This window comes from Micrococcus sp. 63XJN7_6_ISO-PGPR-S23-444, from assembly GCF_058072765.1.
In genome coordinates this window covers 1,266,330-1,281,164 of the sequence record NZ_CM176516.1, presented here as the reverse complement: position 1 = coordinate 1,281,164, position 14,835 = coordinate 1,266,330, and the positions used below count along the sequence as shown (strand labels likewise).

At 75.9% G+C, this 14,835-nt stretch carries 10 protein-coding genes; 8 read left to right on the top strand and 2 right to left on the bottom strand.

All coding sequences use genetic code 11. The annotated features are described in order from the left end of the window. Window positions 1-15 precede the first annotated feature (15 nt). Window positions 16-1,278, top strand: a complete 1,263-nt coding sequence (gene metK / locus AC3RJ9_RS05920; protein ID WP_078025470.1) for a methionine adenosyltransferase — start codon at window positions 16-18, stop codon at window positions 1,276-1,278. Between the two features lie 13 nt (window positions 1,279-1,291). Beyond that, entirely contained in the window at window positions 1,292-3,454 is a 2,163-nt protein-coding gene (locus tag AC3RJ9_RS05915) for a primosomal protein N' family DNA-binding protein (RefSeq protein ID WP_345798941.1), read from the top strand. A gap of 66 nt (window positions 3,455-3,520) precedes the next feature. Here AC3RJ9_RS05915 and AC3RJ9_RS05910 read toward each other — a convergent pair whose 3' ends face one another. Further along, window positions 3,521-4,576 carry an alpha/beta fold hydrolase gene (locus AC3RJ9_RS05910; protein ID WP_123243930.1) on the bottom strand — a complete coding sequence of 352 codons (1,056 nt, stop codon included), beginning with the start codon at window positions 4,574-4,576 and terminating at the stop codon, window positions 3,521-3,523. Window positions 4,577-4,783: 207 nt separating this feature from the next. On the opposite strand from AC3RJ9_RS05910, the gene AC3RJ9_RS05905 reads away from it, so the two are divergent. From AC3RJ9_RS05905 to holA, 6 genes are all read left to right on the top strand, one after another. Continuing rightward, on the top strand, window positions 4,784-6,109 hold the full coding sequence (locus AC3RJ9_RS05905) for a YkvI family membrane protein (RefSeq protein WP_036336588.1): 1,326 nt from the start codon (window positions 4,784-4,786) through the stop codon (window positions 6,107-6,109). Window positions 6,110-6,266: 157 nt separating this feature from the next. Continuing rightward, window positions 6,267-8,774: a leucine--tRNA ligase gene (gene leuS, locus AC3RJ9_RS05900; protein ID WP_036336586.1), complete on the top strand. Its 2,508-nt coding sequence runs from the start codon at window positions 6,267-6,269 to the stop codon at window positions 8,772-8,774. 46 nt (window positions 8,775-8,820) lie between these two features. Next, window positions 8,821-9,795 carry a DegV family protein gene (locus AC3RJ9_RS05895; protein ID WP_036336584.1) on the top strand — a complete coding sequence of 325 codons (975 nt, stop codon included), beginning with the start codon at window positions 8,821-8,823 and terminating at the stop codon, window positions 9,793-9,795. A gap of 129 nt (window positions 9,796-9,924) precedes the next feature. Beyond that, window positions 9,925-10,776, top strand: a complete 852-nt coding sequence (locus tag AC3RJ9_RS05890; RefSeq protein ID WP_036336582.1) for a ComEA family DNA-binding protein — start codon at window positions 9,925-9,927, stop codon at window positions 10,774-10,776. A gap of 29 nt (window positions 10,777-10,805) precedes the next feature. Further along, window positions 10,806-13,373, top strand: coding sequence for a ComEC/Rec2 family competence protein (locus AC3RJ9_RS05885; RefSeq protein ID WP_489727616.1), 2,568 nt, complete (start codon window positions 10,806-10,808; stop codon window positions 13,371-13,373). Between the two features lie 10 nt (window positions 13,374-13,383). Beyond that, the gene (gene holA, locus AC3RJ9_RS05880; protein ID WP_206495819.1) at window positions 13,384-14,403 is read left to right on the top strand and encodes a DNA polymerase III subunit delta; all 1,020 of its coding nucleotides are present in this window, start codon (window positions 13,384-13,386) and stop codon (window positions 14,401-14,403) included. A 102-nt stretch (window positions 14,404-14,505) separates the two neighbouring features. On the opposite strand, the gene rpsT is transcribed toward holA, so the two are convergent. Next, window positions 14,506-14,772 carry a 30S ribosomal protein S20 gene (rpsT, locus tag AC3RJ9_RS05875; protein ID WP_036336578.1) on the bottom strand — a complete coding sequence of 89 codons (267 nt, stop codon included), beginning with the start codon at window positions 14,770-14,772 and terminating at the stop codon, window positions 14,506-14,508. Window positions 14,773-14,835: the final 63 nt, after the last annotated feature.

The following is a 14,835-nucleotide window of genomic DNA, read 5'->3' as shown; positions in this document are numbered from 1 at the left end:
CCTAGACTGTGCGGCATGACCGATGCCGCCTCGCTGAGCCCCGCCCGCCACGCCGACCCGTATTCGGGGGTGGGCGGCGGAGAGCTCCGTCTCTTCACCTCCGAGTCCGTCACGGCGGGCCACCCCGACAAGATCTGCGACCAGATCTCCGACGCCATCCTGGACGCGATCCTCGCCGCCGACCCGTCGGCGAAGGTGGCCGTGGAGACCCTGACCACCACGGGCCTGGTGCAGGTGGCCGGCGAGGTGAACACCTCGGCGTACGTGGAGATCCCCAAAATCGTGCGCGAGACCATCCTGGACATCGGCTACGACTCCTCGGCCAACGGCTTCGACGGCGCCCAGTGCGGCGTGAACATCTCCATCGGCCAGCAGTCCTCGGACATCTTCGCCGGCGTCTCCCGGTCCCTCGAGACCCGCGAGTACGGCTCGGCGGACGAGGTGGACGAGCAGGGCGCGGGGGACCAGGGCATCATGTTCGGCTACGCCACGGACGAGACCCCGGCGTACATGCCCATGCCCATCTACCTCGCGCACCGGCTCTCCGAGCGGCTCACCGCGGTGCGTCGGGCGGAGAACACGCCCATGCCGTACCTGCTGCCGGACGGCAAGACGCAGGTCACCATCGGCTACGCGCCCGGCCACGTGCCCACCACGGTGGAGGCCGTGGTGGTCTCCACGCAGCACCACGAGTGGGTCACCCAGGAGCAGCTGCGGGCGGACGTGGAGGAGCACGTGATCCGACCCGTCATCGAGCGCTCCGGCCTCGACACCTCCGGCATGCGGATCATCATCAACCCGGGTGGCAAGTTCGTCATCGGCGGGCCCGTGGGCGACGCCGGCCTCACCGGTCGCAAGATCATCGTGGACACCTACGGCGGCATGGCCCGGCACGGCGGCGGCGCCTTCTCCGGCAAGGACCCGTCCAAGGTGGACCGCTCCGCCGCCTACATGCTCCGCTGGGTGGCGAAGAACGTGGTGGCCGCCGGCCTCGCCTCGCGCGCCGAGTTCCAGGTGGCCTACGCGATCGGCTCGGCCCGGCCCGTGGGCCTGTACGTGGACACCTTCGGCACGGCCACGGTGCCGGAGGAGAAGATCATCGAGGCCGTGAACGCGGTGTTCGACCTGCGTCCGGCCGCCATCGTGAAGGAGCTGAACCTCCTGCGGCCCATCTACCGACGGACCGCAGCGAACGGCCACTTCGGCAGGGACGACGCCGACTTCACGTGGGAGCGCACGGACCGCGTCGAGCAGCTGCGCGCTGCCGCCGGCCTCTGACCCGGGGGCGGGCATCACGGACGCGCTGTTCGCCCTCCCGGAGCCGGAGGACGCACCCCGGCTGCCGGAGCGGGCCGAGGGGTGGCCGGAGCGGCCGATCGCACGCGTCCTGCTGGACTCGCCCGTGCCGCACCTGGACCGCGAGTTCGACTACCTCGTGCCCGTGGCCCTGGACGCTCGGGCGGTCCCCGGCTCCCGCGTGTCCGTCCGCTTCGGCGGACGGGCCATGACGGGCTGGCTCGTCTCGCGGGAGCAGGAGCCGGCCACCGGCGCCCAGCTCACCGAGCTCACCGGCGTACTCACCGTCATCCCGCCGCTGACGGAGGAGGTCCTGGCGACCGCTCGCGCGGTGGCCCGCCGCCAGGCCGGCGTCGTCACGGACGTCCTGCGGGCCGCGGTGCCCCCGCGCGTGGCGCAGGTCGAGAAGGCCGCCCTGGCGGAGGACGCGGAGGCCGCGGCGGACCACCCCGTGACGCTGACCGGAACGGACGCCGAGCGTCCGGAGCCGCCCGCGGCGGAGGAGGGCCTCGTGCCCACGGTGTGGGAGTCCCTCGAAAGGGGCACCGCGTTCGTGTCCGCCGTGCTGGCCGGGGACGCCGCGCGGGCGGCCGCCGTCGTGCCCTCGCGCCTGTTCGAATGGGACGAGGCGGGCGCGCTGGCCGCCCTAGCGCGCACGGTGGCCGCCTCGGACGGCGGCGTCCTGCTGCTGGTGCCCGACCACCGCGACCTCGACCGGCTCTGCGCCGCCCTCGACGAGCACGTGGGGGAGGACGCCTACGCGCGGATCGGCTCCGAGGACGGCAACACGCCCCGGTACCGCGCCCACCTGGCCGCGCTGCGCGGCACCCGGCGCATCGTGGCCGGCACCCGGGCCGCCGTGTGGTCGCCCGTGCGCGACCTGCGGCTGGTGGTGCTCTGGGACGACGGCGACGACGCGTGGGCAGAACCCCGCGCGCCCTACTTCCATGCCCGAGAGGTCGTGCTGGAGCGAGCCCGCGCGACCGGCGCGGCGCTGCTCTTCGCCGGGCCCTCCCGGTCCGTCCCGGTGCAACGGCTCGTCGAGTCGGGCTGGCTGCTGCACCTGGGCCCCTCCCGTGCGGCCCAGCGCGAGCTCGGGCCACGGGTCGTCTCCACCGCCGACGCCTGGGAGACGGCGCGCGACCCGTTCGCGCAGCGGGCGCGGCTGCCGCAGGCCGCCTGGGCCGCCGCCCGCGCCGCGCTGCTCGGACCACGGCCGGGCCCGGTGCTCGTGCAGGTGGCCCGGGCCGGATTCATCCCCGCCCTGGTGTGCGAGCGGTGCCGCACGCCCGCCCGCTGCCGTGTCTGTGCGGGGCCGCTGGGCTTCCGCGACGCGCGGGCCGCCCGGCACGGGGAGGTGGCGTGCCGGTGGTGCGGCACCCGGGAGCGCGGCTTCCGGTGCACCGAGTGCGGCGGCACGACGCTGCGGGCCGGCGCCCGCGGCGTGGACCGCACGGCCGAGGAGCTGGGCCGGGCGTTCCCGCGCGTGCCCGTGCACGCCTCCTCAGCGCAGCACATGCTCGGCTCGGTGCCGCCCGGGCCCTCCCTGGTGGTGGCGACCGTGGGGGCCGAGCCGGTGACGCCCGACGGCTACGCGGCCGCCCTGCTGCTCGACGGGGACAGCCAGCTCCAGCGCGAGGGCCTCGAGGTGCCGGGCCGCGTGCTCGCCCGCTGGCTCGCGGCCGCCTGCCTGGTCCGCCCCGCCTCCGACGGGGGCGTCGTGGTGGTCACCGCGGACGCGTCGGAGGCGGTGAACGCGCTCGTCCGCCGGGACCCCGACGGCTTCGCCGCGCGCCAGGTCGCCGAGCGGCGCGAGCTGCACCTGCCTCCCGCCGGCCGACTCGCAGAGGTCTCGGGGGACGCCGCCGCCGTCGCGGAGTACCTCGAGCTCGTGGAGGCCGCCCGCCGGGAGCGGCCGGACGAGGACATCCACGAGGATCCGCACTCGGCCCCGCTCGACGGCGGCCCGGCGCGACTGCCCTGGATCGGGCCGGTGCCGGACCCCGCCGACGAGACCCGCTCCCGCGCCCTGCTGATCTTCCCGTACGCGGCGGCCGAAGCCACCGTCGGCGCCCTGCGCGCCGCCCGGTCCGCGGCGAGCGCCCGGCGCGAGACCGCCCCGGTGCGGGTGCGGCTCGACCCGGCCGGGGTGCTCTGAGGGGGCGGCTGGACCGACCCGCAGCCCGATGGACAGGAGCGCGGCGATGCCGGGGCGATGACGGCGTCAGCGGCCGGCGCGGCGGAGCCAGTCGCGGATCAGCGCCGCGCAGGCGGCCGGGCGTTCGTAGTGCAGCAGATGCCCGACGCCGTCGAGGACGTGCAGCTCCGCCGTGCCGCCGCCGGCGTCGATCGCCGCGGCGAGCGCCTTCTGTGCCGGCACCGAGCCCAGCGGATCCTCTCGCCCCGCGACGAGCAGCACCGGCAGGGTGAGGCGGGCGGCGACGTCGGCCACGGAGCCCGTGCTCGAGGCGCGGTACGCCTCGGAGAGCATGCGCGCGGAGGCGAAGCCCGAGAAGTGACGCCGGTGCTGGTCATGGGTGTACGCGAGGACATCCCTGTCCCTGGTGCGGGTCATGGCGAGCGTGGTCACCCACACCACCGGCGGCGCGCCCAGCAGCAGCCGCGCCGGGCGCTCGGGCAGGCGGGCGGCGACCTCGTAGTACCCCTCGGCGACGGCCGCCAGCACCCGACTCGACACGGACGCCGACGCCTCCAGCGCGGGTTCGGCGATGGGGTTGAGCAGGACCAGCCGTCCCCACCGGGACGGGTCCCGCGCGACCAGCTCGGCCGCCACCGTCGTCCCGTAGGAGTGCGCGACCAGCACGGGGGTCGCCCGCAGACCCAGGGCGGCGACGACGGTGGCCACCGCGTCCGCGTGATGGGCCACGGTGTGCTCGGCGTGGGGGAAGGGCTCCGAAGCCCCGAAGCCGGGCAGCTCGATCGAGTGGATCGGATGCTCCGGGAGCGCGTCGGCCAGCAGGGCGAGGCCGTGGTGGTCCCCGCGGAAGCCGTGCACGAACACGAGCGGGGCAGCGGCCGCGTCCCCCTCGGGTGCGCCGGGCGATCCCGGCGCGGCCACCGGAACGGGGGTGTACTCCCACACGGCCACGGACGACCGGATCCCGCTGACGGGGTCCGGGACGGCCAGGGTGTGCCGGCGGGGCGTCCGGGCCGGGTGGCCCGTGAGCACGCGGGGATCGGCGGGCGCCGCGGGCGGGCGCAGCAGATCGCGCAGGCGGACGGGCGGGCCCGGGGCGGCGGACGGCGTCGGGACAGGCACGTCCCCACCCTAGCCAGGCCGGTGTGGAACCTCACCGACGTCACCCACGCCTCCCGCACGCTGCTGCTGGACCTGAGGCCACGCTGCCCGGAACCCGGCGACGCCTGGTCCTGGCCACGATGGCGCGCGCGTGCCTACCGTACTCCGGCCCGTCCTCGGTCCCGGGGCCCGCACGGGCGCACCCCGTCCCCCACGAAAGGCCCATGCGTGCAGCACCCCGTCGCGCTCAGATCCCTGAAGATCGCCCTCGCCTTCGTCGGCCTGCTCGTCGGCGCCGGCTTCGCCACCGGCGCCGAAGTCATCCAGTACTTCGTGGGCTTCGGCTGGATCGGCGTCGTGGGCGCGGGACTGGCCGGCCTGCTCGTCACCGCCGGCGGCGCCGTCATCCTCCAGCTGGGCAGCGTGTTCCTCGCGGCCGACCACAAGGTCGTCTTCCGCAGCGTCTCGCACCCCGTGATGGCCCGGATCCTGGACGTCGTGGTGACGGTGACGCTCTTCGCGATCGGCGTCGTCATGCTCGCCGGGGCGGGCTCGACGCTCGCCCAGCAGTTCGGCTGGCCGACGTGGGCGGGCTCCACCCTGATGACCCTGCTCGTGCTCGTGACGGGCATGCTGGACGTGGAGAAGGTCTCCGCGATCATCTCCCTGATCACGCCCCTGGTGGTCGTCGCGGTCGTGGCCGGGTTCGTCCACGTCCTGGTCACCCGCGACGGCGGCTTCACCGCCCACGAGTCCCTCGCCGTCCAGGCCACCACGCCGGTGGACCCGTGGTGGCTGTCCTCGGTCAACTACTTCGGCCTCGTCGTCGTGATGGCCGTGTCCATGTGCCTCGTGATCGGCGGGTCCATCACCCACCCCCGGGAGGCGTTCCTCGGCGGCCTCACCGGTGGCCTGATGTACACCGCCCTGCTCCTGATGGCCTCCACGCTGCTCTACCTCGGCTACGCCGAGATCGGCCGCGCCGACGTCCCCATGCTGCGGCTGTTCGCCTCGATCGCGCCCTGGCTGGGCTGGGCGATGGTCGTGGTGATCTACCTGATGATCTTCAACACCGCGATCGGCATGTTCTACGCGCTGGGACGCCGCCTCACGGCCGACCGCCCGGGCCGCTACCGGCCCGTGTTCGCCGGCGTCACGCTGCTGGCCTTCGCGGTGAGCTTCGTCGGCTTCGGCGACCTGATGAACGTCGTCTACCCGGCGCTGGGCCACCTGGGGATCGTGCTCGCGCTCGTGCTCCTCGTCTGGTGGCTCACCCACCGCCGGCAGATCTCCGCCGAGTCGGGGCTGCGTCTGCGCCTGCTCGCGCTGCTCCGCCTGCGTGAGCATCCGGAGAAGACCTTCACGGCCCAGCACGCAGTGCAGCTGCAGGAGGCGGTCGGGGACTCCGTGGCGGCCCCGGACGCGGTGACGGAGGCCCTCGAGGACGAGGTCGCCCAGGTGCTCGAGGAGGACGACGCGCTCACCTCCGGAGGGGCGCGCCCCGGTCCCGACGCCGGGCCCGAGCGTCCGGCAGGCGGCAGCCACTCCGCCTGAAACCGCGTGCCCGGCCGGGCACGGCGTCTCGGAGCGGCCCTGCGGCCGGGCCGGGGCGCCGTCGCCGTAGGATGGGGTGGCCGGCCGTGCCGCCGGCCCCGTCCGCGCCGCCCGAGGGCCGGCGCCCCATCCCGACTGCGTGAGGACTCGAACCGCCGTGAGCCAGACCCCCGACAGCGCCGTGCCGGCCACCCCCAGCATCCCCGCCGACGCGGAGTACTCGTTCCGTGACGTGGAGGCCCGCTGGGCCGGGTACTGGGAGCAGGCCGGGACGTTCGCCCCGCGCGAGGACGGCTCCGAGACCCGCACCGTGGTCGACATGTTCCCGTACCCGTCGGGCGACCTGCACATGGGGCACGCCGAGGCGTTCGCGATGGGCGACGTCGTCGCGCGCCACTGGATGCAGCGCGGCTTCGACGTGCTGCACCCCATCGGCTGGGACTCCTTCGGCCTGCCGGCCGAGAACGCCGCCATCAAGCGCGACGCCCACCCGGCCGAGTGGACCTACGCGAACATCGAGACGCAGAAGCGCTCCTTCCAGCGGTACGGCATCGCCGTGGACTGGTCCCGTGAGCTGCACACCTCGGACCCCGAGTACTACCGGTGGACCCAGTGGCTGTTCCAGCAGCTGTACCGCAAGGGCCTGGCGTACCGGAAGGACTCCCCGGTCAACTGGTGCCCCCAGGACCAGACGGTGCTCGCCAACGAGCAGGTCGTGGACGGCCGCTGCGAGCGCTGCGGAACCGAGGTCACCAAGCGGACCCTGAACCAGTGGTACTTCCGCATCACCGAGTACGCGGACGCGCTGCTGGACGACATGGACCAGCTCACCGGCCACTGGCCCGAGCGCGTGCTCGCCATGCAGCGCAACTGGATCGGCCGCTCCGAGGGCGCCCACGTCGACTTCCAGGTCGAGGACGGCCCCGTCGTCACGGTCTTCACCACCCGGCCGGACACGCTGCACGGCGCGACCTTCATGGTGGTCGCCGCCGACGCGCCGCTGGCCGCCGAGCTCGCCGGCGACGACGTGCGGGCCGAACTCGAGGCGTACCGGGAGGACCTGAAGAAGGTCTCGGACATCGACCGCCAGGCCACGGACCGCCCGAAGAGCGGCGTGTTCCTGGGCCGCCACGCCGTGAACCCGCTGACCGGTGAGCGCCTGCCGATCTGGGCCTCGGACTACGTGCTGGCCGACTACGGCACGGGCGCCATCATGGCCGTGCCGGCCCACGACCAGCGCGACCTCGACTTCGCCCGCGCCATGGGGCTGCCCGTGCGCGCCGTGCTGGACACCGGCGAGGAGGACCCGGCCGTCTCCGGCGTCGCGACGACCGGCGAGGGCATCCTGGTGAACTCCGGGGAGCTCGACGGCCTGGACAAGACCGCGGCCATCGCGCGGGCCATCGAGATCGTGCAGGAGCGCGGCACCGGCCGGGGCACCACCACGTACCGGCTGCGCGACTGGCTGCTCTCCCGTCAGCGCTTCTGGGGCACCCCGATCCCCGTGGTCCACTGCCCGGACTGCGGCGAGGTGCTCGTGCCGGAGGACCAGCTGCCGGTCACCCTGCCGACCGACCTCAAGGGCGAGCAGCTCGCCCCCAAGGGCCAGTCGCCCCTGGCCGCGGCGACGTCGTGGGTCGAGGTGGACTGCCCGCAGTGCGGCGGCCCCGCGCGACGGGACACCGACACCATGGACACGTTCGTGGACTCGTCCTGGTACATGCTCCGCTACGCGTCCCCGAACGACGACGCCCGCGTCTTCGACCCCGAGGCCCTGCGCCGCTGGCTGCCCGTGGACCAGTACGTGGGCGGCGTGGAGCACGCGATCCTGCACCTGCTGTACGCCCGCTTCTTCACCAAGGCCCTGCACGACCTCGGCCTGGTGCCCTTCACCGAGCCGTTCCGCGCCCTGCTCAACCAGGGCCAGGTGCTCAACGACGGCAAGGCCATGTCCAAGTCGCTGGGCAACGGCGTGGACCTGGGCGACCAGCTGGACCAGTTCGGCGTCGACGCCGTGCGCCTGACCATGGTGTTCGCCTCGCCGCCCGAGGACGACGTGGACTGGGCCGACGTCGCCCCGGGGGCCGCCGGCAAGTTCCTGGCCCGCGCGTGGCGCCTGGCCCGCGACGTCCGCGCGACGGGCACCCCGGCCGGCACGGACCCGGCGGACGGGGCCGTGGCCCTGCGCCGGGTGACCCACCGGACCGTGCACGAGGCCCAGCAGCTGCTGGACGACGGCAAGTTCAACGTGGTCGTCGCCAAGACGATGGAGCTGGTCAACGCGGCCCGCAAGGAGATCGACGCGGGTGCCGGCGCGGCCGACCCGGCCGTCCGCGAGGCCGCCGAGGCCGTGGCCGTGCTGCTCTCCCTCGTGGCGCCGTACACGGCCGAGGACATGTGGGTGCTGCTCGGCCACGAGCCCTCCGTGGTCCGCGCCGGCTGGCCCGCGGTGGACGAGGCGCTGCTGGTCGAGGACACCGTCACGGCCGTCGTCCAGGTCAAGGGCAAGGTCCGCGACACCCTCGAGGTGCCCGCGGACATCACCGCCGAGGACCTCGAGGCGCGCGCCCGCGCGTCGCAGAAGGTGCGGAACTTCATCGGGGACGCCGAGATCGTCAAGGTGATCGTGCGGGAGCCCAAGCTCGTGAACCTGGTGATCCGCTGACCGCGTGAGACCGGCCCCGACCGAGCCGGGGGAGAGGAGGCAGGCCGTGGCGAGCATCGAGCAGTGGCGCGACGACGCGCTCGTCCGCCTGCGCTCCCGCCGCTCCCAGCTGGCCGGGCGGGCACGCTACGGGCTGCGCCCGCCCCGCCGGGACCGCACGGCCGTCGTCACGGACTCGGCCGCGGCCCTGCCCGGCGCCGTCCTCGGACACGGTCTGGCCGCGGGGATCCGCCAGGTGGCGCTGCCCGTCATGGTGGGCGAGCAGATCCACACGGAGGGCACGGACGAGCTCGCGCTGGAGCTGCCGCTGGCCCTGGCCGCCGGCACTCCGGTCCGCACCTCGCGGCCCTCGCCGGGCGCGTTCCGGACGGCCTACGCCGAGCTGGCCCGCGCCGGCTACGCACGCATCCTCTCCGTCCACCTGTCCGGCGAGCTCTCCGGCACCGTGGAGGCCGCGCGCCTGGCCGCCGCGGACGCCGAGCGCCCGGTGACCGTGGTGGACTCGCGCACCGTGGGCTTCGCTCTGGGCACGGCCGTGGTGGACGCCGCCGTGGACGCGGGGGTGGGAATGCCCGTGGCCCGCATCCGCGAGCGGCTCGAGGCCACCGTGGACTCCAGCCACGTGCTGTTCACGGTGCCCAGCCTCGAGCAGCTGCGCCGGGGCGGGCGGATCAGCGGGCTCGCCTCGCTGCTGGGCACCCTGCTGCAGGTGCGCCCCGTCATGGCCGTCGACGACGGCGCGATCGGCCTGGTCGACCGCCCGCGGTCCGCGGCCCGCGCCGTCGACCGGCTCGTGGAGCTCGCGGTCGAGAGGGCCGGAGAGGACCCGGTGCGGATCGCCGTCCACGAGTACGGCGACCCCGAGACGGCCATGCAGCTCGCGGAGCGTCTGCAGCCGATCTCCACCACACCCGTGCCCGTCGTCGAGCTGCCCGCCGTGCTCGCCGCGCACCTGGGCCTGGGTGCGCTGGGCGTGGTGATCTGCCCACTGGAATCGCCCACGGGGGGCTCGGGGGACTGAGGCCGCCCGTGCAGGAGCGCAGCGGAGACGGGCGCGTCCGTTCCTGCACACCGCCCCGGACCGCGGTGGTCATCCCCAGGCCGGGTACGGGACGCGCCCGGCTCAGACGCGGGGACGCAGACTGCCCGCATGAGCCCCAGCCACCGCCTCTGCGACGATCCGCCCGCCTTCGCCCCGGACCCCGCGGCCGTCCCCGACGTCGACACGGCCGGCCCGCACGCCGCGTCCCGGTGGGAGCGCACCCCGCCCCGGGGCCCAGTGCTGCGGTGGCGGCCGGCCCTGCTGGCCGTCACCGTGCTGCTCGTCGCCGCCGCGGCCTGGTGGGCGGTGGCCTGGCTGACCACCCCGGCGCCGCCCGCGGCGGTCCCGGCGGCCGCGGCCGGTGCAGGCATCCCGCAGACCGGCGCGCCCTCCGCCGCCTCGACGGCGGCCGGCACCGACGCGCGGACGCCCGAGGCGGGGCCGTCGGGGGAGGCGTCCGGGTCCGCCGGGTCCACCCCGCTGCGGGTGCACGTGGTGGGCGAGGTCGCCCGGCCGGGTGTGGTCAGCCTCGCGCCGGGCTCCCGGGTGGCCGACGCCGTGCGCGCGGCCGGGGGCCCGACCCGGCACGCCCGGGCGGAGCGCATCAACCTCGCGGCCCCGCTGGACGACGGCCAACAGGTCCTCGTCCCCTCCGCCCACACGCCGCAGGACGCCCTGGACCGGGTGGCCGGGGCCGCGCAGGCTCAGCCCACGCCGACCACGGGCGGGGCCGGTGCCACTGGCGAGCCTGGCGGTGCCGAGCCCCGCGGCACCGTGGACCTGAACACCGCCGACGCCGCAGGCCTGCAGACCCTGCCCGGCGTCGGCCCCGCCACGGCGGAGAAGATCATCGCCCACCGCGAGACGGTCGGCCCGTTCACCGGCCTGCAGGACCTGGACGCGGTGCCCGGCATCGGCCCGGCCACGCTTGACCGGCTCCGCGACCTCGTCTCGTGGTGAACCCGGCCCCGGGCCCGCCCAACGATCCCGTGGACCGCCGCGCCCGGCACCGCGAGGTGCCCGGCCCGCTCGAGGCCCGGTGGGTGCCCGCCCTGCTCGGGTGCCTCACCCTGGGGATCCTCGGCGTCGGCTGGGACGCCCCGGCCCGGTCGGCGGCGGCCCTCACGGGGCTGGCCGTCGCCGCGGCCGCCATCCTGGGCGCCGCCCGCTCGACCGGTCGGATACGGGGCGTGGCCACCGCGACGGCGCTGGCCGGCATGGCCGCGGCCCTGATGCTGCAGCACTCGGCCGGGCCCGCCGCCGCGGCCAGCGGCAGCGGCTGGACCGGCGCGGTGCACGCGGGCTCACCGCTGCGGCTCGAGCTGACCCTGGACGGGCCCGCCACCCGGAGCGAGGCGACCTTCGGCCCACGCTGGAGCGTGCCCGTGCGGGTCGAGACGTTCGGTCATCCGCCGCGGGCCCCCGAGGCGGCCGTGACGGCCCGACTCACGGGCGGGGGCGCACCGCCCGCGACGATCGTCGCGCCGGAGGGCGGGACGTGGGCCCCCGACGGCGGGCCGGGATCGCGGGTGTGCGTCGTGGCCCGGCCGTCGAGGTCCGGTTCCACCGTGTTCCTGGCCGCCGCGTCCGCCCCGCAGCCGGGACCCTGCCCCGGCGGGACGCAGACGGCAGGCGGGGCCACCGGCGGTGACCCGGGCCCCCCGCGGCGGGAGGCGCTGCGCGCCGCGTTCCGTCAGTCTGCGGAGGGCACGGTCGGCGCTGCGCCGGAACTCATCCCGGGGCTGGTGCTGGGCGACCGCTCCGCCCAGGGGGCCGCCCTCGACGACGCCATGAAGGCCTCGGGCCTGTCGCACCTGTCTGCCGTGTCCGGGGCCAACGTGGCCATGATCCTCGGCGCGGTCGCGATCACCCTGCGCAGCGCGCGGGTGCACCGGGCGGTGGTCCTCAGCGCCGGGCTGGCGGTCCTCGGGGTGTTCGTGGTCGTCGTGGGGCCGGAGCCGTCCGTGCTCCGGGCGGCCGTGATGGGCGCCCTCGGAGCGCTCGCGGTGTTCTTCGGCCGCGCGCGGCAGGCGTTCGGACTCCTGACGGTGGGCGGCACGGCCCTGCTCGTCGCGGTGCCGGCCCTCGCCGTGGAACCGGCCTTCCACCTCTCCCTGGCCGCGACCGCGGGCATCGTCCTGGCCGGCGCGCCCCTCGACCGTGCGCTGCACGCCGGGCTCGGCCGGATGCTGCCCGACGTCGTAGCGCGGTGGCTCTCGGCGTCGCTCGCGGTGACCGTGGCCGCCCACCTGGCCTGCCAGCCGATCATCCTGGCCATGACCGGTGAGGTGTCGGCCTACGCGGTGCCGGCCAATCTGCTGGCCGCCCCGGCCGTGCCGCCCGTGACCGTCCTGGGCACCCTCGCCGCGGCCCTCGCCCTGCCCGCGCCGGGGATCGCGGCCGCCCTCGTGGCCGTGATCCAGTGGCCCGCGGCCTGGATCGGGTGGGTCGCCCACACCAGCGCCTCCCTGCCCGGGGCGCTGCGTCCGTGGCCGGCCGGAGCCCTCGGCGCCGGGCTGGGCGTCCTGCTGGTGGCCGCGACGCTCCTCGGGTTCGCCGCCGTGCTCCTGCTCGAACGACGCCGGACCGCCCCTGTCCGGCGTGTCGGCCGCAGCGCGCCGCGGACCCGCGAGCGCCTCCCCGCCCTGGTCGTGCTCGCCGCCGCCCTGGCCGCGGCCACCACGGGGGCGGTCGGGGCGGTCCTCGTGCCGCGGTCCTCGGGCTCGGCCCCGCCGGACTGGGCGGTGGCGTTCTGCGACGTCGGCCAGGGGGACATGGCCGTGTTCCGGTCCGGCCCGCGCGCGGGGGTCGTCGTCGACGTCGGGCCCGAGCCGGGGCTCGCACGTCGCTGCCTCGACGACCTCGACGTAGACCGGGTGGACGCCGTGCTGCTCACCCACCTGCACGCCGACCACGCCGGGGGACTGGCCGGCGTGGTCGACCGCGCCTCCCGCGGGGCGGTGCACTACGCGACCCGGGACGCACCGGCGCAGGGCCGGGAAGGGCGCGGAGGCGAGGCGGACGGCGTCGACCCGCTCGCCGACGCGGCACGGCTCCGCACCGGCGCGACGGGCACGGCCGGGCCGGTGCGGTGGCACGTGCTGCTCGCCGACGCGCGGGCCCCCGAGGAGAACGACGCCTCCGCCCAGGTGCTGGTCACCGTCGAGAGCGGGGCCGGTCCGGTCACGACGCTGGTCACCGGCGACATGGAGGAGGACGCCTCCGCGGCGTGGGTCGCGGGGCGCCGGTCCGATGCCGCCGCACCGCCGCGCGTGGACGTGCTCAAGGTCGCCCACCACGGGGCCCGCAACGGTGGGACGGCCGTGCCGCGCGCGGCCGGCGCCCGCCTGCACGTGGTCTCCGTGGGCGCCGACAACCCGTACGGCCACCCCCACCGGGCCACGGTGGACGCGCTCGGCCGCCTCGGGCCGGTGGCCCGCACGGACCTGCACGGCACGCTGGCCCTCACGGCCGCGGACGGCCCCGACCCCGACGGCGCGCCCGAGATCGCGGTCCACACCGTCCGCCCGCCCTCGAGCGTCCGCACCGGACCTTAGGATGGGACGCATGTCCGCCGCCCGCAGCCCCCGTTCCGGCCGAGCCGGCCGCACCGACCCGCTGGCCTGGCGGAGGGCCGAGCCCGCCCCGCTCATGCTCCTCAAGGGGCCCGAGGACCATGCCGCCCGCTGGGTGACGGACCGCGTGACCCAGGCTCTGCGCGAGCGTCACGGTCAGCTGGAGATCCACCGGCTCCGCGCGGGGGAGTACCAGCCCGGCCAGCTGGCCACCGCGGCCAGCCCGTCCCTCTTCGCCGAGCCCACCCTCATCACGGTCGAGGGCCTCGAGGCCATGAACGATGCGTTCCTCGAGGACGCCCTGCGCCTCGTCCAGCAGGGCCCCGGCGCGGACGACGTCACGCTCGTGCTGCGTCACACCGGCGGCACCCGCGGCAAGAGGCTGCTGGATGCCGTCGCGAAGGCCGGCACGGTGGTCGAATGCGTGTCGCTGAAGAAGGACGAGGAGCGGCTGGCCTTCGTGCAGGCCGAGTTCCGCGACCGGCGTCGGCGCATCGACGAGGAGGCGGCCCGCGCGCTCATCCGCGCCACCGGCGCCTCGCTCACGGAGCTCGCGGCCGCGTGCGCCCAGCTCGTCGACGACACCGAGGGCGTCGTCAGCGTCGAGACCGTGGACACGTACTACAGCGGCCGCGTGGAGGCCACGAGCTTCGCGGTGGCCGACGCGGCGCTCGAGGGGCAGGCGGCGAGGGCCGTCTCCCTCGTGCGGCACGCGATGGCCACCGGCGTCCACCCGGTGATGATCACCGCGGCACTCGCGCTCAAGGCGCGGCAGGTGGCGCGGATGATCGACGCCCGCCGGCCCGCCGCCGAGCTGCCGTCCCTGCTCGGGGTGGCCCCGTTCCAGGTGCGCTACATCCAGCAGGCGGCGCGGCACTGGACGGCGGCCGGCATCGCGCAGGCCGTGGAGTGGATCGCCCAGGCCGATGCCGAGGCCAAGGGCGCCTCCCGCAACCCGGAGTTCGCCGTCGAGCGCGCGGTCATCCGCGTGGCCACCGCCGTCAGCCGCTGACGGCGCCGCCGGACGGCATCCCTCGGGGGCAGCCCGGACACGACGCGGCCCCCGCACCGATCGCTCGGGGCGGGGGCCGCGGTCACAGCCGGGGGGCGTGGATCAGCCGAGGAGGGCCTTCACGCGGGCGGCGATGCCGGACTTGCGGTTCGCGGCCTGGTTCTTGTGGATGACGCCCTTCGAGGCGGCCTTGTCCAGCTTGCGGGAGGCGGTGCGCAGCGCGGCGGCGGCGGCCTCGGGCTCGCCGGCGGCGACGGCCTTGTCCACGGCGCGGATGGCGGTCTTCAGCTCGGACTTCACCGCGACGTTGCGCTGGCGCGCCTTCTCGTTGGTGAGGATGCGCTTCTTCTGGGACTTGATGTTAGCCAAATCGGGTCCTTCGTCGTCGGCGGCGCGGACGAGGGTCCGGGCGCCGCATGAACAGGGGGTCGT

Coding starts and splice junctions, on each gene's coding strand:
- metK (WP_078025470.1), top strand. CDS start 16: ATGACCGATGCCGCCTCGCTGAGCCCCGCCCGCCACGCCGACCCGTAT.
- AC3RJ9_RS05890 (WP_036336582.1), top strand. CDS start 9,925: ATGAGCCCCAGCCACCGCCTCTGCGACGATCCGCCCGCCTTCGCCCCG.
- holA (WP_206495819.1), top strand. CDS start 13,384: ATGTCCGCCGCCCGCAGCCCCCGTTCCGGCCGAGCCGGCCGCACCGAC.